A 21,628-nucleotide genomic window follows, 5' to 3' on the forward strand; every position below is an offset into this window, starting at 1 on the left:
GAGTTATGCTTTAAGCCATAGGCAGTACGCTGAAGGCTTTAGACTGCACGTCCTAATCTTTATCGCAGTATTCATAGTGCTAAATACTGAACTACAATTTAAATAATAGCTTTAATAAAGATGATTATTAAGAGCTATTAACTATATATACGCCGCATGCATATAGCATAAAGCTTATTGCAAATAGCCAAAACGCTTCAGATGTAACACTGACTAAAAGAAAGTTGGATGCTTGTCTTGGATATTCCTATTATACAGATACCATTACGTTATTGTGGTGCCTTCCGCCGAAGGGCTAATTAAAAAGAAACTAAAGGAAAAAATTCCACACTAAACCAAAACGCACGGTGAAATCGCGGTATGGGTTATAAGGTGCCGAATAAAAGTTATTTCCGGTAAATGACGAATTGAAGTGTTCGGCTTTTAAGAATAGACGGGTTTGACGAATTTTTACATTTACAAAGTAGTCGAATCTCGGGAAATTCCCAAACTCCCTTTCGTTTTGCACATAGAACTCTGCTAAAACTGGATTATAGGCATTCATGTAATACTTTGTAAAGTAATTAAATGTTAATCCTGTTTGCAAAAACATAGCCTTGTTAAACATATGACTAGAAAAATACAGGGTATTTCTTGTATTGAACTCTGGCACGTTTAAAACCGAATTTTCATCATCTACATTTTGGTATTCTATAGTATTGTTAAGTGCAAACTTCCCTACTTTAAACTCTTTGCCCACTCGAAGTCTTAAGTAGCCAATAGTTTTATCGTTTTGAAATGGAGACACCTGACCTGAAGTTGGATTCTCTTTAAAATAAACATAATTGCTTATGGTAGAATAATCGACTGAGACATTAAGCCATTTATCTGAGTTTATCTTAAAAGCCAATTGTTGGGTTTCGACATTAGAAAAATCGTTTTCCCAATTGTACCCTATATAATTACTTTGATATAATAAGGTATTAAAGCTTGGAGCCTTAGCACTGTGGTTGATGGAAGCAACTGCCTCAATATCCTTATTCAGTTTAAAAGTGGCTACACCTTTTAAATAATTACCATCGAACTCTCCCGCAACATTCACACCTATATCGCCAACTAAATCAAATCCGCGATAATGTTTATGATACTTCCCTCCTATTGCCGTTGTACTACCTTTTAATCTATTAATTATGGTTTCACCGTTAACTACCACCAATTGATCGTAACCATAATTATAATAAGTATTACTGGCATTAAACTGAAGATCTCCAATTAGGTTGTTATTATAATTTAACTGTAACTCATTATACAAGGTTTTTAGAGTGACTTTATCGGACAAATTCGTGGAATTGAAAGCGCTACCAAAGTACTCTGTATTTGCCGTGGTTTGTTGATATTCGTAATATTTGCTTTCGGCAGATATTACATGATTCACCCTTAACTCATTTTTTGCAATAGAATCGTTTTGATTGATAATTTTGTAGTTATGGTCGAAATAATAACGCTTACCTACTACTATATTCTCGGCGTCTTCAAAACCGACTTCTAATATGGAACGGTCGGAATACTCGGGGTTGCCACTTTCGAAATTAATGACACTGGCATCGTCTAACCCGCCATTTTCTTGATTCATTAGATCTTGTGTTACCCAATGTCCGCGTGCATGGTAACGGTTATTTTTTGTCGCATAATTAAAGGTAAATCTGAAATTACCAGTACTGGTTAATAAATGCTGGTATTTCCCTAGAGAGCGCAAACCTTTATAGGCAATAGAAAAATTAAAGCCAGGCGTCATGTTTGCAGTAAAAAACGAATCAACTAACTGTCCTTGCTCGAAAGCTGTTTTCATGAACAATTCTGTAAGCGGCGTAGGCACGCGGTAATAATTAATATCTTCAACTTCCATGTAGTTAAAGTGCCTCGCCCGCGCACCAAATAATGGCATTAACTGGGTGCTTTCAAAATTATAACTTAAGGTATTATAGGTTTGTCCAAGATTTGAAAAAGGAATCAAACCGAAATTATCTTTTCTAAGGTAATTAAACTTATAATCTTTTTGAATACTTAAAGTGGTATCAACAAATGTGGTATCGTTTTCTCGAGATATGATTTGATATTGATCGATATCTCCTTTTTTTCTCACTTTTTTTTTATTCCCTGACTCGCCATTAGGATTTAAAGTTCTAATAGAATCCTGGCTTGGGGAGCCCAGACGTTCCACTTGAGCCCCAATAACGTTGGCAAACAAAAGAAATATCGAAACTAAAAATATGGTGGTAAATTGTCGGTTCCTTTTTTTAGTATGCACTTTTAACGTTACAATCATATTAAACTTATAGGTAAACGCAACAATATCGCTGAAGCGCTCAAACATTTTTTCTCGAAGCAAAAGTAATTATTTGAACGTAAAGAGCATGAAATTATTTTAAATATTGAGAAAGGCCAAGAGCTAGAGACTTTAGACTGTATGCTTATAGCTGAAAGGAGGAAGCTTCAGAGTTGCAAAGTCACATTTTTTCAGAGATGGCGTTAGGCTGAATGATGTAAGCAATATGCTAGACAGAGCACTATAAAAAACATGGAACTAGTGAGGGAAGGTTAATAATCAATAGGCTATAATAAATAATAAATGCTGTATACCTTGGGCTGTACGCTATATGCTAGGCTAGCGACTATTGAAAACATGTAACTATAGAGGTAGGATTAATAATAATTAATCAATAGGCAATAATAAATATTCAATATTTTAGCCCCATGTTATTAAATAACCATTCCGGTTTAATTTTAGAATGTGGTACCGACGAAGCGGGGCGTGGCTGTTTAGCAGGACCTGTGACGGCTGCTGCGGTGATATTGCCTGAAAAATTCAATAATGCCATACTAAACGATTCGAAGCAAATTAGCGAAAAAAAACGCATGTTTTTAAAACCTATTATCGAAGAGCAAGCTTTGAGTTTCGCAGTTTCACATGTGTTTCAAGAAAAAATAGACGACATCAATATTTTAAATGCCTCTATACTTGCTATGCATGAATCGATTGCCCAACTAACAACAATTCCAGAATTTATTATTGTAGATGGCAACAAATTTAAAGACTATCCCAATATTCCACATGAAACCATTATAAAAGGTGACGGTAAATATTTAAGCATTGCTGCAGCTTCCGTTTTAGCAAAAACTTATAGAGACCTTTATATGGATGCCATCCATGAAGAATACCCCATGTATAATTGGAAAAAAAATAAAGGCTACCCTACCAAAGAACATCGGGAAGCCATAAAAAAATACGGTGTTACTAAATACCACCGAAAATCGTTCAGATTATTACCAGAACAGTTAAAGTTAAAGTTATAAGGTTTTAAAGGCACTAAAAAATATATTAGGTTTGTAGAAACATTTGCAACCCATGAGATTTTTTTGCATCCCCCTACTCCTTACCTTACTAATTAGCTGTACTAATGCTAATACTAAACGTTCTGAACTGCTTGATTTCGCCCCTAAAAACACGGCTATTATCATTAAAGCCCAAGAACTAAACAGGGCAAAAAGTGGTATTAGGAACAATGATTTTCTAAATAAAATTTCTAAAACGACTGCTTTTACGGACTTAGAAAAGAAATTAGAGAACATTTCTTATTTAAAACCTCAGGGTGAAGCTTTAATTTGTCTTTCTAAGGATAATCATGACAGTTTGCAATTTTCGGTTGTGACCAAGTACAACAAAGCTCTTTTTACAACAGATTCTATTCCTAATTACATTGAAGAGTCTCTTATTTACAAAAATAAAACCATTATTAAATCGACCATTAATGATGCTACTTTTTATAGCGCCGTGATTGACAGCACCTTTTTTGCATCTTCATCGAAAGCACTGGTTGAAGCTGTTTTTGAAAACGCCCCTAAAGACGAAGCTCTAAATAAAATATACCGTACAACGGCTAGCGACAAAACATTCTCACTCATAATTAAACCCGAAAACACTTTTCTTAAATCCTTATTTATTCAAGACTCGATTCTTTTTAATGATTTTTCAGAGTATTTAGCACTGGATGTAGACCTAAATCAGAATAACATTTTATTTAACGGTATTTCAAAAGCCAACGATTCGACTCAGAGTTTGATTAATATTTTCAAAGGAACTATACCACAGGAAAATCAAATCCAGCATGTGGCACCATCAAATTGTGATGGTTTTCTAAGCATGACTTTTGATAATTTCAAAACTTTTGAAAAGAACATGGCTGCGTATAAACATCAAGACTCTATTACTACATCTGCTTTATTTAATGATGTTATTGAAATAGGTTCTATTTATGAAGACGACAAACGTGCCATTGTTTTAAACTCTATCGATGTTATTGCCACCAATGATGCGCTCCTAGGAGAACAAACTATTACTGACCAGTATAGAGAAATAAACATTTACGATTTTAGTCAGCCAGAGTTATTCAAACAGATGTTTTCCCCACTAATAACTTTTAATCAAGCGACGAAGTATTGTGTTTTAGATCAGTTTTTTGTGTTTGCTAACAATACCGAGATGCTCCAAAACATCATATCGAATTACCAAAATAAAACCACGCTTGCCGAAAAAGACTTATACCAAAACAGCCATTACGCTATAAGTGATGCCGCTTCTATATTACAGTTTAATAATGGTGCGACTTTAAAATCTATTTTAAACCGCAACTTTGAAAACAACGAAAATTTTGATGTTTCTCAGTACAACGCTTCTTTGGTTCAATTTATTTACGACAATAATTTTGCTCATGTTAATGGCGTTATTCAGAAAAACAAAACAAAGGTATCAGACCATTCTATTTCGGAAGAACTTAATATTAAGCTTGATGACCATTTACTAAATCAGCCTCAATTTGTAAAAAACCACATCACGAATCAACAGGAAATTGTAGTACAAGATGTTAATAATAACTTGTATTTAATATCTAATGGTGGTAGAATACTTTGGAAAAAACAACTTCAAGGTCCTGTTTTAGGTCGTATTGAGCAAATTGATATGTACAAAAACGGTAGACTGCAACTTGCTTTCGCTACACCGAACAGAGTATATGTTTTAGACCGAAACGGAAAAGAAGTTAAACCGTTCGCTTTAAAATTTAACGATAAAATCACGCAACCTTTAGCTGTTTTCGATTATGATAACCGTAAAAACTACCGTTTACTAGTGACGCAAGGTAAAAACCTGATTATGTATGATGGAAAAGGATCGCATGTAAAAGGTTTTACTTATAAATCGGCCAATAACGACATTATTTGCAAACCAGAACACTTTAGAATTTCTGGCAAAGATTATATTGTTTTTAAAACAAAAACCATATTACATATTTTAAACCGAACAGGAAAAACCCGTGTAAAAACACAAGAATTCCATAGTTTTTCAGATGAACCTGTATTTTTATACAACGGCAACTTTACAAGTACTTCCACCGATGGCCATTTAGTTTCCACAGATACCAAAGGAGGCATGTCTAAACAAAACTTAAATCTATCTGAAAATCACGGATTACAAACCACAAGTAAAACCCTTGTTGCGCAAAGTGAAAACAAACTTACCATCAAAGACAAAACTACTGAGTTAGATTTCGGACAATACACAAAGCCTAGTTTGTTTTACATAAACAACAAAATATACGTATCGACCACCGATATACAAGCCCATAAAGTATATCTTTTTGATAGCCAGTCGGAACTTTTACCAAATTTCCCTGTTTACGGAAATGGTCCGATAGCATTGGAGCAAATCGACAAAGACAACAAACTGGAATTTGTAACAAAAGGAGATGACAATTCCATCATTATGTATCAAATTAATTAATACTATTGCATTCCTAAAAACACACCCATGATTTCTAGAAAAAACGCTTCAATTTCTCAATTTATAATTCATAAAGTTGGTAATAAATTCAACGATACTAAAAATGCATTTTCCGAGAAAACCGTAGATTTCGATGAAGCTAGTTACGAACTCATGCTTCCTTTTTTGTTAAAACCATTTGGTAGCGTGGTGCAGAGTTACCGTTTTAATCATCATTCTAATATTTCATTAAATGAAATTAACAGCTATGCGGCACAATTATTTAATGATGAAGAAGCCTTTGTTGATGTTTCAAAACATATTGTGACTCATTTATATGAACAATCAAACTCTTCACAAATTAAAACCGGTGATGTTTTAGTCGTGATGTTTGAAGGCATCGAATTTCAAGATATCACAACCAATGCTGTTGGTATATTTAAAATTGAAAGCAAAGTGAATTTCTTTCAAACTTATTTAGAGGATAACAGTTACGATGTATTGGTACAAAAAGGTATCAGTTCTAGAAAGGTTGATAAAGGGTGCTTGATTTTAAATCAAAGTGATGGTGAAGGCAATATCATACTAAGTGTAGACAATAATAGCTATGATGCTCAGTACTGGATTAACCACTTCCTGAATATTAAATACGCCGATGATGCGAACAACCACACCCAACAATACATAGAACTTTGTAAAGAATTTTCAACAGAAATAATTCAAACCAGTTATGGTGCTCAGGAAAAAAACAGCTTTTTAGCCAAAACCATCGATTTTTTTAAAGAGAATGAAGTGGTGAATGTTGAACGTTTTAAAGAAGAGCTTTTTGAAGAAGACAAGCACAAACAACAGTTTGATGATTACAAAAAGGAGTTTGAAGGCGCCCAAAACCTCATCATTAGAAATCAGTTTGACGTCGCTGAAGCCGTTGTAACAAAAGAAAAGCGCAAAATTAAAACCGATATTAAATTGGATACCAATATTCAAATAAAACTCGATATTGATGCGCCTGATGCTTCTGCTGAATATTTAGAACGCGGATACGACGAGGAGAAAAAAATGCACTACTACAAAGTGTTTTTTAACGCAGAAGACTAATAAATCCCAATGTTATAAATCAAAAAGCCATCTAAATAAATTTAGATGGCTTTTCTCGGTTTAGTTGATAAAGTGTGTGTTATAATGGTTATACACCACCTTTTAACACATCTTGCCAATTTTTAAGCTCTTCCCACTCACCGTGATCGGCTAGGTTAGCTTGAGCTGGCCAAGTTCTAGTCATACCTCTATGTGTTATAAAAGCAGGTCCTGCTTCTACTAACATGTTTTCAAGAAACTCAATAGTTGTATTTGAAAGTTGTTTGTAACTGATAATACCTCTATCGTTTAACAAGCCTTCGATTTTTGGCCCAATACCTTCAACTTTCGTTAAATCTTGTTTTATATAAGTTACTTTTTCTTCTTTTGAACCGCATCCGAAAATCGATTTTAGAAGCCAGCCTAAAAGAAATCCTAATATAAAAGCTGCTAAAAGCCATAAAAACCATGGCCAAAACACATCAGATCCATCGCAAGCGGTCGTACTTATTTGTAATAATCTCATAATTTATTTTTTTTGGTTAATTGTTATTTGGTGATGTGTACTTCTACACGTCGGTTAAATTTTTTATTTTCTGGAGAATCGTTAGGTTTAATCGGCATGGTTTCACCTTTAGACTCTACGGTAATTTTATCTTCTGCAACGCCTAAACTTACTAAATGTGATTTATATTCGTTAGCACGTTTAAGTCCAAGATCTTCATTATACTCAGCAGCACCATCACTATCGGTATGACCAACTAACTTGATATGATCTCCAGAATCTTTTAAGAATGTTGCTAATTCTTGGAAATAAGCTAAAACACTTTCGCTTGCTTCTTCTTCGGTAGAATCATATTTATAAAATACCATAGTAGTACCGAAGTGCTCCATTATATCTTCATTGCGAGTTACCCATTTGTATTTAAGTTCATGAAGCATTTTCACTTTAGTAATTTCACAATCGCTTGCGGCTCGTGCGTCTATTTCAATATCCTCTGCCGGTAATTCGGTAAATAAAGCTTTTACTTTATTTGCACGATCAAATCCTGCCTGCTCATCTTCACCTGTAAAATAAGGCCCTACTAAAAGTAATTTTTTACCTGCCACTTGAGCATCTAAAATTTCTTGTTTTTTTGCTGGCCATTTTTCATTGGTAATAACAGCGCCAGTGGCACAATCAAAAATTAACGGCCCATACTCGACAACCGGTTCGGGTTCCGCACAACACACTACGGTATCTTTATACCAACCCCAGCTAAACCAAGCCAAGAGTAGAAAAAGAATACATAGTAAGAAAGCTAATGTTTTTTTCATTTTAATGGTTTTTAGTATTTCGCATCAATGTACGAAAAAAACGATAAGATATAAACATATTCTTCCGCAAAACGATGAGTAACACCTACGACTCGGATCAAAGAAACACTTCAATATTAGTATCACTTTATTAAAATTATTATATCACCTAACAACGCTCATGTTTTTCAATTATATTATACTCTAATTTCGCAGCCTAAAAATATCTCTAATGGAAAACAAAACAACACAAATAATCGATACTACTGCGAACCCAGCACCTTTAGGTTTGTTAGCTTTTGGAATGACTACGGTGCTACTAAATTTACACAATATAGGTCTGTTTAAACTAGACGCCATGATATTAGGAATGGGAATTTTTTATGGTGGCTTAGCACAAGTTATTGCAGGGATTATGGAGTGGAAAAAAGGAAATACTTTCGCTACTACTGCTTTTACATCTTACGGTTTTTTCTGGTTAAGCTTTGCTGCTTTAGTGCTTTTACCTAAAACAGGTTTAACCATAGCTCCAGAAAATGACTCATTAGTTTCCTATTTAGTCATGTGGGGAATTTTTACTGGAGCCTTATTTATAGGTACTTTAAAAATTAGCAGAGCACTACAATTTGTATTTGCCTCATTAACACTCTTATTCTTTTTATTAGCAATAGGCGATTACACACATAACGCTTCAATAGCCCTTATTGCCGGTTGTGTTGGTATTATATGTGGATTTTCGGCCATCTATACAGGAATGGCGCAAGTAATAAATGAATTATATAAAAAGGTGATACTTCCTATTGGACCGATAGACTAGATAATAAGTATTATTTTAGCCATACTAAGAACCATTTTTTAATCTCTTTTAAAAATGGTTTTTTTATGACAAACCTTTGCACTAAATGAAAATTGATCGTTTTGTATTGGCTATAATAGCCACCATTATCACCGCATATTTTTTTCCGCAATTAGGAAGTTCTTCAAGTCCTGTCCCTTTGGACTTGATAGGCTCTATAGGTGTTTCTTTAATTTTCTTTTTTTACGGATTAAAATTAAGTCCGGATAAGATTAAATCTGGTTTAAAAAACTGGAAGCTACACTTAGTTGTACAGGCTTCTACCTTTTTACTGTTTCCCTTAATTATTCTCACGGCAAAACCATTTATTTATTCTGAAGAAGCTGAAAATTTATGGCTTTCGTTTCTGTTTCTAGGTGCTTTACCTTCTACGGTATCCTCATCGGTGGTTATGGTATCCATTGCTAAAGGCAATGTGCCTGCGGCTATTTTTAATGCTAGTATTTCTGGACTTATCGGTATTATGATTACACCGCTTTGGATGGAGCTTTTTATTCCTCCAAGTACGTCGGATTTCGATTTAACAGAAATTTACACCAAATTAATTATCACCATCATTGCCCCCGTTTTTTTAGGGATCCTTCTACAGCGTTTTGGAAGACATTTTGCAGCAAAATACAAGAGCCAATTAACCACATTCGATAAACTTGTTATTCTTTTAATTATTTACAAGAGCTTTGTGCACTCCTTTGAAGACAATATTTTTAGCAGTATGAGTTTAATCGATTTGTTAATCATTGCCGCGCTTCTTATTTTGCTTTTTTACACGATCTATTTCCTTATCGGATTTATTTCTAAAACCTTAAAATTTAATAGAGAAGATCAAATTACAGCGCAATTTTGTGGTACTAAAAAATCCTTGGTTCATGGAACGGTTTTCGCCGAAATATTATTTCCTGCAACATTCCCTATAGGTATGATGTTACTACCGCTTATGCTTTTTCATGCTTTCCAGATTTTTATAATTAGCATAATTGCGTCGCGATTAGGTAACGAATAGAAGTATAATAGGCGGTTTAAAACGCTACCAACTCTGCTTCAAAAAGGGTTTTGAAATGTTTTCGTAATTTTTCTTTTACTTCAGCTTCGTCTACTTTAGATTTCCCTAATTCTACATTTAAAGAGGTTACGGCTTTACCTCGTATTCCACAGGGAATGATATTATCGAAATAGCCTAAATCGGCATTGACGTTTAAAGCGAAGCCATGCATGGTAACCCAGCGGCTGGCACGTACACCCATAGCACAAATTTTACGTGCAAACGGTGTACCTACATCTAACCATACTCCTGTTTCACCAGGGCTACGTTCAGATTTTAATCCGTAATCGGCCAGTGTTAGAATAATCATTTCCTCTAACAATCGTAGATACTTATGGATATCGGTAAAAAAGTTTTCTAAATCTAAAATGGGATAGCCCACAATTTGTCCGGGACCATGATATGTAATATCGCCTCCTCTATTTATTTTATAAAAAGCAGCACCTTTTTCGGTAAGTTGTGCTTCACTTAAAAGTAAGTTAGACATATCGCCGCTCTTTCCTAGAGTGTACACATGAGGATGTTCTACAAACAACAAATAATTGGGCGTAGCTAAGGCGGTATCTTCTCTTCTATTTTTAATTTTTAAATCGACAATCTCTTTAAAAATAGCTTCTTGATAATCCCAAGTTTCCTTGTAATCTTTAACACCTAATTCTTGAACTTTAACTTCCTTATTCACTTGCTTTTTCTAATTATTACCCTGAGCCTTCTAAAAAACAACACTATACTTTAGACCTTAATAGGATAACTGTTTGACGATTCCAAAGCATCTCTACTCGATGCTTGGCGCAAAGGTAATTATTAAAAACCAATAAAAGCAGATTGGCAAAACAGGTGTTTTGACAGAAAAACTGTCAAAAGTCAGTTTAGCCAGTTTATAAAATACTTACCTTTGATTTGTAATTTAAATACTATTAAAATGAAAAGTATATTTAAAAAACTAAGTACAACCCTTTTATTTTTTGGCGTTCTTACATCAACAACCGTAATCAACGCGCAAAGTTGTAGCGATTATTATCCTACAAAAAAAGGCACAAAGTATGAAATCACACATTATGACAAAAAAAACAAGCTAGCTTCCAAAGATGCTTATGAAATTATAGGAACTTCTGGAAATACAACAACAATTCATGTGATAATGACCGATGAAAAAGGCAAAGAAACTATTAACGACAGTTACGATATGATTTGTACTGGAGACGCCGTTGAAATTGATGTGAACTCTATGATTAGCAAAAAGATGGCTTCAGAACTTGCTGGAAAGGATATCGATCTAGATATTAACGGCACAAAAATGGTTATCCCTAATAATTTAAGCGTTGGTAAAACCCTTCCTGACAATAATTTAGAAATGGATATCAAAGCAGGGAGCATGGACATGAAATTTAAAGTAAAAACCTATAATCGTAAAGTAACAGGAAAAGAAAAAGTAACTGTCCCAGCTGGAACTTTTGATTGTTTTGTTTTAGAGCAAGAAACAGAAATGCATATGCTCATTACAAAACACACCAAATCAAAACAATGGATTGCTGAAGGTGTTGGACTTGTAAAACAAGAAACATACAACAAAAAAGGAAAGTTTCAAGGAAAAGAAGAATTAACAGCTTTCTCAAAATAATTGAGAATGTAATTCATTTAATTCAATAAAAAAGTCTGAAATGTGATTAACATGTTTCAGACTTTTTTATGCCATTAGTTTGTGTACTTCGGATTGTTTAGAATAACCAAAGCTGCAATAACACCAGGTACCCAACCGCAAAGCCATAATAAAAATACGATTAATACCGAGCCACAACCTTTGCCTATAACGGCTAATGGCGGACATATAATTGACAATAAAACTCTCCAAAAACTCATGTGTTGTTATTCTTTTGATTGACGACTACCTTTATGACGCTTAAAACGTTTAAACGTTACATTAAATTTCCTAAAAAACGACGGCGCTGCGTTAGGGATAGCAGCGGAAATCCTTTTTGTGAGGTACGAATAAAAAGATTGCAGCGTATAGCCCGACCTCCCGATTGGGATCGGGAGTGTAACGCCCTTAAAATTCATAAATCATAAAGTGTAAATCGGAAATCAAATGATTATATTTGTGCCTTAAAAATTTTCACATCATATTTAAAGTATGGCACAATTATCTGAACAAGAGCTTGTAAGAAGAGAGAAATTAGCAAAACTGCGTGAGTTAGGAATCAATCCTTATCCAGCAGATTTATATCCTGTAAATCATACTTCTAGAGAAGTTAAAAACGATTTTGAAGAAGGCAAACCTGTTACGATTGCAGGACGTTTAATGATGATAAAGGTGCAAGGAAAGGCTAGTTTTGCACAGTTACAAGATGCTGAAGGTAAAATACAGGTCTATTTTAACCGTGATGAAATTTGCCCTGGTGAAGACAAAGTTAAATACAACGAAGTTTTTAAAAAGCTTCTAGATTTTGGTGATTTTGTTGGTATTGAAGGCGAATTATTTAAAACCAAAGTTGGAGAAAAATCGGTTAGAGTAAAAGATTTTACTCTGTTGAGTAAGGCTTTAAAACCGCTTCCTCTTCCTAAAGAAAAGGACGGTGTTGTTTACGATGCTTTTACCGATCCTGAACAACGTTACAGACAACGTTATGCCGATTTAGTGGTAAACCCGCATGTTAAAGAAGTGTTTATGAAACGTACCAAGTTGTTTAATGCGATGCGTTCGTTTTTTAATAATTCTGGGTATTTTGAAGTTGAAACACCAGTATTACAACCTATTCCTGGAGGTGCTGCTGCAAGACCATTTATAACACATCACAATGCTTTAGATGTGCCTTTATACATGCGAATTGCCAATGAATTGTATTTAAAAAGATTGATTGTTGGTGGTTTTGATGGTGTTTACGAATTTTCTAAGAACTTTAGAAACGAAGGTATGGACCGCACGCATAATCCAGAATTTACGGCTATGGAAATTTACGTAGCTTATAAGGATTACAACTGGATGATGGATTTCTGTGAGCGTTTATTAGAGTACTGCGCTATGGTTGTTAACGAGTCAACTACCGTAAAATTTGGTGAGCATGAAATAAACTTTAAAGCCCCTTATGCGCGTGTCACTATGGCCGATTCGATTAAAGAATTTACTGGCTTTGACATTACAGGAAAAACAGAAGACGAAATTAGACAAGCCGCAAAAGACCTTGGTATTGAAGTGGACGAGACTATGGGTAAAGGGAAGTTAATTGATGAAATTTTTGGAGAGAAATGTGAGGGTAACTATATTCAACCAACTTTCATTACCGACTACCCTAAAGAAATGAGTCCGCTATGTAAAGAACACCGCGACAACCCTGAGTTAACCGAGCGTTTTGAACTTATGGTTTGTGGTAAAGAAATTGCAAATGCCTACTCGGAGTTAAACGACCCTATTGATCAGCGTGAGCGTTTTGAACACCAATTAAAACTTGCTGAAAAGGGTGATGATGAAGCTACCGAATTTATAGACCACGACTTTTTACGTGCTTTAGAATACGGTATGCCTCCTACTTCTGGAATGGGTATTGGCATGGACCGATTAATTATGTTTTTAACCAATAATCAATCGATTCAAGAAGTTTTATTCTTCCCTCAAATGCGACCAGAGAAAAAGGCGGTTGCTTTAAGTGATGAAGGTAAAGCTGTTTTAGATCTTTTAAAGAAAGCTGAAAAATTAGCGTTAACAGATTTAAAAACACAATCTGGTTTATCGAATAAAAAATGGGATAAAACCATTAAGGAATTAACAAAAAACAAATTAGCTAAAGTAGAAAATACCGATGATGGCTTGTTTGTGGAACTACTATAAGTTCTATAACCATATAAAATAAAAAAGCCGGGAACCACCCCGGCTTTTTTGTTAACTAACTAACAACTAAACATAATTCTTAAACCAATATATTTTAAATTAAAAAGTCGTTTTAGGAGGAACTTTTTAATATTATTTTGTTTTAAACTAATTACTCTACAAAGAGAAGAAATATCTAGGATGTGGTTAAGGAATTTAGAAATGTTTAACAGCATTGTTAGCTAACTTTATACTTTCATTAAGATTACATAATAACTTTGTTAATTTTTTTAATAAAACCTCACATTCAAACTTAAATTAGTTTAAACCTACACCGTTTAATCTTAAAACCAAACCTAATATTCTTTTATATTTGTTTATCGACAAGTAATTATGAAACGAAAATTAGTTAGGCTAAAAAACAGCCCTCTGCCACAATTTCTTCAAAAACATAAGAAATACGCGCCACTCCTTTTCTTTATAGGCGGTTTTATTTTTGACACCCTAACACTTGGTCGCATCGATAGGCTTTATGACCTTACCGTCTTATGCTTACACATGTCTGCCTTAACCATAACCCTTTACTTATTTAACTTGGCAGACGATGGCAAATGGAAAAACACTTTTTTAGAACGTATTGAAGCTTATTTCCCTCTAGCCATTCAGTTTTTTTTCGGAGGACTATCTAGTGCTTTTGTTATTTACTTTTCTAGAAGTGTTTCCATTTCTAAAACCGCTTCTTTCTTTACTATTTTAGTGGTATTACTTTTAGCAAACGAACTTTTAAAAAAGCGTATTTCTAATAAATATTTACAGTTCAGCATCTATTATTTTATCAGTTTCACCTTTTTTACTTTTATGATCCCTGTATTTTTAAGACAAATGGGGCATCTTATTTTTATCTGCTCGGGTTTAGTTAGCCTGGGAATTACGCTAACCTTAATTACAGTGATTTATAGAAGGAGTCCGAGTACGCGCTCTGAAATCCATTTAGGCAAGCTTATCACTTTAATCGTTTCCATTTACTTGGCAATAAATCTTTTTTACCATTTTAAGCTTATCCCTCCTGTACCTCTTGCTTTACAGACAGGCATTGTCGCTCACGATATTCAGGTAAAAAATAATGAATACATTGTCACCTACGAAAAGAAGAAACCCTTCGTTTTTTGGAGAGACCACCGATCTAAATTTGTGCGTTCTAATAACAAACCTGTTTATATTTTCTCTTCGATTTTTGCACCTACTGCGTTAAAAAAATCAATTATTCATCGCTGGCAGTGGTTTGATGTTACTAAAGACGACTGGGTAACTTACGATGATATTAGCTTCAATATTACTGGTGGCCGTAATGACGGTTTTCGAGGGTACACCTATAAGAACAATGTAAAACCTGGGCTTTGGCGCGTTGAAGTAATCACTCAAGAAGAACTTGTTCTTGGGATTATAGAATTTGAAATCATTATGGATGCTAACCAAGCTCCTAAACGTTTAGTAAAAAAAGCTTTTTAAACATTTTCGTAGTACATCAAAATTTTATTTGATTTAAAGTTTTAAAACGGACTAAAAAAGCTGTGAATTTCTTGTGATTTTAAATACAATTTCTCCCTATATTTAGCGAAACTAACCACCCCAATAAACTAAACTGAAGATGATTAAAAAATTAATCGTTGGAATTGCTTTGCTAACATGCCTATCATTTAGTGTTACAAATCATTTTCGTGCTTTGGTCTTACAGAAAATAGACCATTACGCATCAAACAACTATCCCGAAAAAATATATGTACATACTGATAAGCCCTATTATGCTTTAGGCGACGATATATGGTTTACAGCCTATTTAGTAAATGGTGTAACACACAAAAAATCTGAAAAAAGCAACATCATTTACGTCGAACTTATAGATGAGGAAGATACTATCATTTCAAAAAAACAACTATATACGAATTCCCTAAGTGTCGCTGGTGATTTTAAGATTAGAAAAAACATTAAGCCCGGAAAATACATACTTCGAGCCTACACCAATTACATGAGAAATGCGAACGAAAACGACCTCTTTCAGAAGGAAATTTCAATCATTGATCATAATTCCAATACCGTTCCTTTACATTTAAAAGAAGTAAGTAGCTCTAAAAGTTTACAAGCAAGCAAACTTAATAAACCAGAAATTAGCTTTTTTCCCGAAGGCGGCAACCTTGTAAACAACTTATCGTCTAAAATAGCCATCGAAGTAAGGCATCATAATGGCATGAACATACAAGGACAGATTAAAGATTCGGAAAATAACATCATTTCTAATTTTAAAACCTCTCAATATGGCATAGGCATCACCACCTTAACTCCTAAAGAAAACACCTCGTTCCATGCCAGCGTCATGATTAATAATGAAGAATTAAAATACCCACTCCCCAAGGCACTTCCCTCCGGCCACACGCTATCCTTAGTGAATTCTGGGGATAAAATCACCATTAAGGCCGCTTCTAACAGTTCAATTGGCTTGAAAAACACGTTTCTAGTGGGACATCAACGCGGTAAATTAGTATATGAAAAATTTGAAACTACACATACTAATGAATACACAGTTAGCCTAAACACCGAACTTTTATTAGATGGTGTAGCTAGTTTTACGCTTTTCGACAATAACGGCAACCCCGTTTGTGAGCGATTAGTTTTTATAGACACCTCGAAAAACGATGTAGATTTACAATTAAACCTTAACAATAACAAGCCCAAACCAAGAGAAAAAGTTGCTATGCAGCTAAGTTTAAAGGATAAAAATGGCTTACCGTTAAAAGGACAAGTTTCTATGTCTATTACCGACTTGGACGCCATAGATCAAAAAACAACCGACGAGAACATTAAAACCTACCTTTTACTGAATTCTGATATTAGAGGTTCCATAGAAAATCCTGGATATTTTTTTGAAAAAGAAAACGACCCAAGACGCCGTTACTTGCTGGACCTAATCATGTTAACTCATGGATGGAGACGATTCAAGTGGACAGATTTACTTTACGAAAAATCTCTAAAACCAAAATTTAGTGAAGAAAAAGGCATTTACATTTCAGGATATACCACTACCCTTGAAGGCACAAAATCAAGACTAGCCACCAGTACAAGAATGACCTTAATGGGAAGCATACCGCATCAGGAATATCAAAAAACAACACCGTTTGGAACATTTAAATATGGTCCTTTTGTTTTCAATGACTCTTTAAAGGTTTTATTAGAAGCTAGAGTTCATGATTTTAAGTCGGATGATGATCCCAACAACCGAAAGGTTTCTATATACCTTGATGAACCATATTATGATAGCCCTAAAATTATTAAAGAAGAGGTTCTAAAACTCTTATTAAACGACACTACCAAGGTCTCTTCCTTTATAAAACAAGCTAAAACTATTTCGGCCATAGATTCCATTTACTTAGAAAATGCTACGAGATTAGATGAGATCGTTATTACAGCAAAAAAGGAGTCTGAAGCAGCCAAAAGAACTGCCGAACTAAATAGTAGAACAAATTATGGTTCTGCATCACGACGACTTGATATGGCTGACTATAAAAACCAAAGCCATTTAAGCGTTTTTCAATTATTAAGAAACATACACGGAATTACTACCTTCGGAGATTCCATCTATATGAGAAACAAACCTGTTACTAGAATTCTGGTTGATGATTTTCCTGTAGATGTGCTAGATGTCTCCCACATGACTGGTAATGAAGTAGATTTTATTGATGTCTTAACAGGCGCTCAAGCCTCATTCCATAGCAATTCGGGTGTAGGTGTTATAGCTATTTACACGAAAACCGGAGAATTTGAAAGAAATATTAACATTAAAAACAAACCGGGTATTATTAATTTTACCACCAAAGGATTTTATACCGCAAGGGAATATTATGCCCCGAATTACGATGATGAGTTCACCAATCTTGCAAAACAAGATCTTAGAACAACTTTACACTGGGAGCCATCGATAACGTTTTCTGATGATCAAATAAACACCAAAGAAATATCTTTTTTCACTAGTGACACTAGAAGTAAGTACGGTATAAGAATAGAGGGGATTACTGAAACAGGCACCCCAATTTATTACGTAACCACTTTAGATGTCGACTAATCAACATTATTTTTTCTGAAAACGACTCTTAAAGGATATCGTTAACATTTAGTTAAAAAGCAAGACGTCTTTAAACCTTTTTGAAATGTGGAAGTCCTAAGAGTATAATTTTAAAAACATTAAAGATGAAAAAAATAATATTAATTGCAATTGCGCTTATAGGATTACAAGGAATTGCACAAGAACAAGGTAGAGAAGGTAGAAAACACCAAAAAGGAGATCATTCAAAAATGGATTTGACTGCAGAGCAAATGGCAACGCTTCAAACCAAAAGAATGACATTAGCTTTAGATTTAAATGCTTCTCAGCAAACCGACATACAAGCTTTAAACTTAGAAAAAGCTACGAAACGTAAAGCTATGAAGGCCGAACGCCAAGCGAATAAAGACAAAGAAGCTCCTAAAAAATTAACGAGCGAAGAACGTTATAACAAACAAATCGCCATGTTAGATGCCAGAATTGCTGAAAAAGCAAAATTGCAGAAAATTTTAAACAAAGAGCAGTTTGAAAAGTTTGAAAAAATGATGAAACATAAGCAAAGAGCCGGTAAAAAAGGTAAACATGGTGACCGAAAAGGGAAATACCAAAATGGTTAAATAATAGAAGTTCGTTTATATTGGTTAGTTTAATTAAAAAGCCGCTTTTCTCCATGGAGAAAAGCGGCTTTTTGCGTGAATCATATATGCCAAATTACAAGCTTTTAAATTGCTCTATATTTGTAGCTTTCATAACCGCATCTAAATTATTCGTGTCGATACCAGAAATAAAGTCGGCCGGAACTACAACAACTCGAAACAACTGATTATCGGTCCATTCTGGAGTTAAATTTGCCAAATCAAAAGTACCATTAGAATCTAGAAAAATCCGAACATCACCCTGAGTAAAATCGAAGTTATAAGTTAAAATAGCATTATTTTGTAAAAATGCCGTTTGCGGTAATAACCGCCAGATTTCAGTCCCATTATCCGTTTCCCAAGAGATGTATGTTAAAACTACATCGGAAGGCAGTACATCGAAACCATAAGGCTCAATATGTTCAAAATTATTAGCTTGATCAAAATCTATTTCAATCTCAAAAGCTAGGCCTACTAAACCATCTTCTCCGGGAGGCCCAACAGGTCCCGGAGGTCCTTGGTCGCCTTCACAAGCGGAAAACAGTATGGCTAAACAAAATACGGCTAGAATGTGTTTCATGTTTTTCATTTTTATTAAACGTTTTTATCGCTATTTTTATTAAAAATAAGCTTAATAAGTGAAATCAGCAATTTTTATTGCCAAATCATAAGATTTAGAGACCTTGCTTTCATTTTAAATACCAACAGAGTAACCTCCTTTATTTTTACTTAAACCTAGCTATGAATCCCTATATTAATTATCCTTTTGTACAATTTCACCACCGTTTAACTCGGTAAAGTTTTCTTGGTTAGGAGTTCCTTGGTAATAGATGCGTGTGCCATTATCGGCGGTAGCCTCAAGGTAATTTGAAGCTTGCACCCAACCATTTCCGCCATCATCGGCTGTGATGGTACAGTTAACCCCTTGTATAGGATTTGTTGCTTCCCATTCGTTGTAAGGGAAGTCTAAGTTTAAACGACAACCATTTATTAATGATATATATTGATCGGTTGCAAAACCTTCTAAGGTACAGCGACTACCATCTTGTAAATCAACATACAATTCATCGGCATCTAAATCCAAAAGTGCCATTTTAGCAGCATTTTCTAAACGCACATCAAGTATACTAACCCGCATGGTGTACTCATTATAAATTTCAGCAGCATCGAAACCTACAATATTTAACTCGTCGAAAGAGGTTTCAAAGGCATTATCAAAATTTAAAATACCATTATTTTCAACTACAATGCTATTGATATTCGGACTTTCGACTATCACGACAACATTACTGGCATCGTTGCTAAGATCAGACACAAATAACACATCGTTATCCACAAACAAATCAACCGCATTTAAATTACCATCACCTGTTAACTCGACTTCTTGGTTTTCACCATAACGCAAAACTAAATTTATATTGTCACCAACATTTAATGCGGTAAAGGAGTCTAGATCAATGATTCCTCCTCCATTATTAATCCCGTCATCGTCTGAAGAACAGGACATGAATTGCATCATAAGTAATAAGGCTAATACTGAACTAATCTTTTTCATACTATGTTTATTTTTTTAATTTTCTTTAAAATACCAATTATTCTATGGCTGAGCAAAAAAAATCTGCAATAACAACTTTCTGACATCCCATTACATAAGGAATAAAACATGCTAAACTAAAAAAGGTCTACCTTGATATTGGTAGACCTTTTAGGTGTCATTATTATACTATAAGCACAAGTCGTTACAGACTCTTTGAAACTTTATTTATCGCTTCAATAGTAAAATCTAAATCTTCATAACTCAAAGCATCAGTAATAAACCAAGTTTCAAAAGCGCTTGGTGCGATGTAAACCCCTTCGTTTAACAATCCGTGAAAAAACTTTTTAAACGATTCGTTATTTCCTTTTGCTGCGGTTTCAAAATCGACCACTTCAGATTCATCAAAATGCACTGAAATCATGGAACCCACTCTATTAATAGTATGGGTTACTTTGTTCTCGATTAATACTTTGGCTATACCTTCGTGTAAATATTTTGTCTTGGCTTCTAATCTTTCAAATATTTCAGCATCTTCATTTAGTGTTTTCAACATGGCTAAACCTGCAGCCATCGCTAATGGATTTCCACTTAAGGTTCCCGCCTGATATACCGGACCTAATGGCGCCAAATGATTCATAATTTCTGCTCTAGCTGCAAAAGCGCCAACAGGTAATCCGCCACCAATCACTTTTCCGAAGCAAGCAATATCGGCATTTACACCATAAAGCTCTTGTGCCCCACCTTTTGCGAGTCTAAATCCAGACATCACCTCATCGAAAATCAGTAATATATTATGTTCGTCGCAAAGCGTTCTTAAATTTTCAAGAAAATTATTTATAGGAGGAATGCAGCCCATATTTCCAGGAACCGGCTCAACAATAACACAAGCTATTTCATTTTTATTCGCCTCCATTAATGCTTTTACATTATCAATATCATTGTAGTTTGCTAACAAGGTATCCTTAGCCGTCCCTTGGGTTACCCCAGGGCTATTAGGCGTACCAAAAGTACTTAGACCACTCCCCGCCTGTATTAAAAACGAATCGGAATGCCCGTGGTAACAACCAGCAAACTTGATAATTTTATCTTTCCCTGTAAAACCACGAGCCAAACGTACGGCACTCATACAAGCTTCGGTTCCGGAATTTACGAATCTAATTTTATCAATATTAGGCACCATAGAAACAGCTAATTGCGCAATTTCAGTTTCAATTTCTGTAGGCATCCCAAAGGACGTACCTTTTTTAGCTTTCTCAACTACAGCATCAACAACAGGTTGAAAAGCGTGCCCTAAAATCATAGGCCCCCAAGAATTGATGTAATCTATTAATCGGTTACCATCCTCGTCGTACAAATAAGCACCTTTGGCTTCTTTTACAAAAATTGGTGTTCCTCCAACACCTTTAAAAGCTCTTACTGGTGAATTTACACCACCTGGAATTACTTTTTCTGCTTCAGCAAATAATGCGCTGCTTCTTTTATAAATCATAACTCTTATT

At 34.6% G+C, this 21,628-nt stretch carries 18 protein-coding genes; 10 read left to right on the forward strand and 8 right to left on the reverse strand.

The features are described from left to right. Positions 1-310 precede the first annotated feature (310 nt). Positions 311-2,305 carry a putative porin gene (locus tag A6I66_RS14740; protein ID WP_067151237.1) on the reverse strand — a complete coding sequence of 665 codons (1,995 nt, stop codon included), beginning with the start codon at positions 2,303-2,305 and terminating at the stop codon, positions 311-313. A 428-nt stretch (positions 2,306-2,733) separates the two neighbouring features. Here A6I66_RS14740 and A6I66_RS14745 point away from each other — a divergent pair, with 428 nt between their 5' ends. Genes A6I66_RS14745 through A6I66_RS14755 form a run of 3 tightly spaced genes read left to right on the forward strand, consistent with a single transcriptional unit; the run spans position 2,734 to position 6,892 of the window. After that, positions 2,734-3,333, forward strand: a complete 600-nt coding sequence (locus A6I66_RS14745) for a ribonuclease HII (RefSeq protein WP_067151081.1) — start codon at positions 2,734-2,736, stop codon at positions 3,331-3,333. A gap of 52 nt (positions 3,334-3,385) precedes the next feature. Next, positions 3,386-5,815: a ribonuclease HII gene (locus A6I66_RS14750; RefSeq protein WP_067151086.1), complete on the forward strand. Its 2,430-nt coding sequence runs from the start codon at positions 3,386-3,388 to the stop codon at positions 5,813-5,815. A gap of 27 nt (positions 5,816-5,842) precedes the next feature. Then, the gene (locus A6I66_RS14755; protein WP_067151090.1) at positions 5,843-6,892 is read left to right on the forward strand and encodes a nucleoid-associated protein; all 1,050 of its coding nucleotides are present in this window, start codon (positions 5,843-5,845) and stop codon (positions 6,890-6,892) included. A gap of 88 nt (positions 6,893-6,980) precedes the next feature. Here A6I66_RS14755 and A6I66_RS14760 read toward each other — a convergent pair whose 3' ends face one another. After that, positions 6,981-7,397: a hypothetical protein gene (locus A6I66_RS14760; protein WP_067151093.1), complete on the reverse strand. Its 417-nt coding sequence runs from the start codon at positions 7,395-7,397 to the stop codon at positions 6,981-6,983. A 23-nt stretch (positions 7,398-7,420) separates the two neighbouring features. Beyond that, positions 7,421-8,188: an OmpA family protein gene (locus tag A6I66_RS14765; protein WP_067151096.1), complete on the reverse strand. Its 768-nt coding sequence runs from the start codon at positions 8,186-8,188 to the stop codon at positions 7,421-7,423. Positions 8,189-8,399: 211 nt separating this feature from the next. Between A6I66_RS14765 and A6I66_RS14770 the strand changes: the two genes are divergently transcribed. Together A6I66_RS14770 and A6I66_RS14775 are read left to right on the forward strand one after the other, a co-directional pair. Beyond that, a complete protein-coding gene (locus A6I66_RS14770; protein ID WP_067151099.1) occupies positions 8,400-8,984 on the forward strand; it encodes an acetate uptake transporter in 585 nt (194 codons plus the stop codon). 85 nt (positions 8,985-9,069) lie between these two features. Beyond that, positions 9,070-10,023: a bile acid:sodium symporter family protein gene (locus A6I66_RS14775; protein ID WP_067151102.1), complete on the forward strand. Its 954-nt coding sequence runs from the start codon at positions 9,070-9,072 to the stop codon at positions 10,021-10,023. A 16-nt stretch (positions 10,024-10,039) separates the two neighbouring features. On the opposite strand, the gene lipB is transcribed toward A6I66_RS14775, so the two are convergent. Then, a complete protein-coding gene (gene lipB / locus A6I66_RS14780; RefSeq protein ID WP_067151106.1) occupies positions 10,040-10,744 on the reverse strand; it encodes a lipoyl(octanoyl) transferase LipB in 705 nt (234 codons plus the stop codon). A 240-nt stretch (positions 10,745-10,984) separates the two neighbouring features. Between lipB and A6I66_RS14785 the strand changes: the two genes are divergently transcribed. Beyond that, positions 10,985-11,683: a TapB family protein gene (locus tag A6I66_RS14785; RefSeq protein ID WP_067151109.1), complete on the forward strand. Its 699-nt coding sequence runs from the start codon at positions 10,985-10,987 to the stop codon at positions 11,681-11,683. Positions 11,684-11,757: 74 nt separating this feature from the next. Here A6I66_RS14785 and A6I66_RS16535 read toward each other — a convergent pair whose 3' ends face one another. Next, the gene (locus A6I66_RS16535) at positions 11,758-11,922 is read right to left on the reverse strand and encodes a YqaE/Pmp3 family membrane protein (protein ID WP_084399707.1); all 165 of its coding nucleotides are present in this window, start codon (positions 11,920-11,922) and stop codon (positions 11,758-11,760) included. A 271-nt stretch (positions 11,923-12,193) separates the two neighbouring features. Between A6I66_RS16535 and lysS the strand changes: the two genes are divergently transcribed. The 4 genes from lysS to A6I66_RS14805 all read left to right on the forward strand — a co-directional run bounded on the left by lysS (position 12,194) and on the right by A6I66_RS14805 (position 18,574). Beyond that, the gene (gene lysS / locus A6I66_RS14790) at positions 12,194-13,885 is read left to right on the forward strand and encodes a lysine--tRNA ligase (protein ID WP_067151112.1); all 1,692 of its coding nucleotides are present in this window, start codon (positions 12,194-12,196) and stop codon (positions 13,883-13,885) included. 372 nt (positions 13,886-14,257) lie between these two features. Then, complete coding sequence (locus tag A6I66_RS14795; RefSeq protein ID WP_067151116.1) at positions 14,258-15,373, forward strand: DUF2914 domain-containing protein; 1,116 nt, start codon at positions 14,258-14,260, stop codon at positions 15,371-15,373. Positions 15,374-15,512: 139 nt separating this feature from the next. Next, positions 15,513-17,978 carry a hypothetical protein gene (locus tag A6I66_RS14800; RefSeq protein ID WP_067151119.1) on the forward strand — a complete coding sequence of 822 codons (2,466 nt, stop codon included), beginning with the start codon at positions 15,513-15,515 and terminating at the stop codon, positions 17,976-17,978. Positions 17,979-18,103: 125 nt separating this feature from the next. Continuing rightward, on the forward strand, positions 18,104-18,574 hold the full coding sequence (locus A6I66_RS14805; RefSeq protein WP_067151122.1) for a Spy/CpxP family protein refolding chaperone: 471 nt from the start codon (positions 18,104-18,106) through the stop codon (positions 18,572-18,574). Positions 18,575-18,668: 94 nt separating this feature from the next. On the opposite strand, the gene A6I66_RS14810 is transcribed toward A6I66_RS14805, so the two are convergent. The 3 genes from A6I66_RS14810 to hemL form a co-directional block, all read right to left on the reverse strand. Further along, positions 18,669-19,172, reverse strand: a complete 504-nt coding sequence (locus A6I66_RS14810; RefSeq protein ID WP_067151240.1) for a hypothetical protein — start codon at positions 19,170-19,172, stop codon at positions 18,669-18,671. A 174-nt stretch (positions 19,173-19,346) separates the two neighbouring features. Beyond that, complete coding sequence (locus A6I66_RS14815) at positions 19,347-20,147, reverse strand: GIN domain-containing protein (protein WP_067151125.1); 801 nt, start codon at positions 20,145-20,147, stop codon at positions 19,347-19,349. A gap of 184 nt (positions 20,148-20,331) precedes the next feature. Then, positions 20,332-21,618, reverse strand: coding sequence for a glutamate-1-semialdehyde 2,1-aminomutase (gene hemL / locus A6I66_RS14820; protein WP_067151127.1), 1,287 nt, complete (start codon positions 21,616-21,618; stop codon positions 20,332-20,334). Between the last annotated feature and the right edge of the window lie 10 nt (positions 21,619-21,628).

The organism is Pseudotamlana agarivorans (genome assembly GCF_001642835.1).
GTDB lineage: Bacteria > Bacteroidota > Bacteroidia > Flavobacteriales > Flavobacteriaceae > Pseudotamlana > Pseudotamlana agarivorans.

Excerpts from the sequence above, each read along its gene's own strand:
- lysS (WP_067151112.1), top strand. The coding sequence starts at position 12,194 with ATGGCACAATTATCTGAACAAGAGCTTGTAAGAAGAGAGAAATTAGCA.
- A6I66_RS16535 (WP_084399707.1), bottom strand. The coding sequence starts at position 11,922 with ATGAGTTTTTGGAGAGTTTTATTGTCAATTATATGTCCGCCATTAGCC.
- A6I66_RS14775 (WP_067151102.1), top strand. The coding sequence starts at position 9,070 with ATGAAAATTGATCGTTTTGTATTGGCTATAATAGCCACCATTATCACC.
- A6I66_RS14770 (WP_067151099.1), top strand. The coding sequence starts at position 8,400 with ATGGAAAACAAAACAACACAAATAATCGATACTACTGCGAACCCAGCA.
- A6I66_RS14740 (WP_067151237.1), bottom strand. The coding sequence starts at position 2,305 with ATGATTGTAACGTTAAAAGTGCATACTAAAAAAAGGAACCGACAATTT.
- A6I66_RS14800 (WP_067151119.1), top strand. The coding sequence starts at position 15,513 with ATGATTAAAAAATTAATCGTTGGAATTGCTTTGCTAACATGCCTATCA.
- A6I66_RS14785 (WP_067151109.1), top strand. The coding sequence starts at position 10,985 with ATGAAAAGTATATTTAAAAAACTAAGTACAACCCTTTTATTTTTTGGC.
- A6I66_RS14745 (WP_067151081.1), top strand. The coding sequence starts at position 2,734 with ATGTTATTAAATAACCATTCCGGTTTAATTTTAGAATGTGGTACCGAC.
- hemL (WP_067151127.1), bottom strand. The coding sequence starts at position 21,618 with ATGATTTATAAAAGAAGCAGCGCATTATTTGCTGAAGCAGAAAAAGTA.
- A6I66_RS14795 (WP_067151116.1), top strand. The coding sequence starts at position 14,258 with ATGAAACGAAAATTAGTTAGGCTAAAAAACAGCCCTCTGCCACAATTT.
- A6I66_RS14755 (WP_067151090.1), top strand. The coding sequence starts at position 5,843 with ATGATTTCTAGAAAAAACGCTTCAATTTCTCAATTTATAATTCATAAA.
- A6I66_RS14765 (WP_067151096.1), bottom strand. The coding sequence starts at position 8,188 with ATGAAAAAAACATTAGCTTTCTTACTATGTATTCTTTTTCTACTCTTG.
- A6I66_RS14760 (WP_067151093.1), bottom strand. The coding sequence starts at position 7,397 with ATGAGATTATTACAAATAAGTACGACCGCTTGCGATGGATCTGATGTG.
- A6I66_RS14750 (WP_067151086.1), top strand. The coding sequence starts at position 3,386 with ATGAGATTTTTTTGCATCCCCCTACTCCTTACCTTACTAATTAGCTGT.
- A6I66_RS14815 (WP_067151125.1), bottom strand. The coding sequence starts at position 20,147 with ATGAAAAAGATTAGTTCAGTATTAGCCTTATTACTTATGATGCAATTC.
- A6I66_RS14805 (WP_067151122.1), top strand. The coding sequence starts at position 18,104 with ATGAAAAAAATAATATTAATTGCAATTGCGCTTATAGGATTACAAGGA.
- A6I66_RS14810 (WP_067151240.1), bottom strand. The coding sequence starts at position 19,172 with ATGAAACACATTCTAGCCGTATTTTGTTTAGCCATACTGTTTTCCGCT.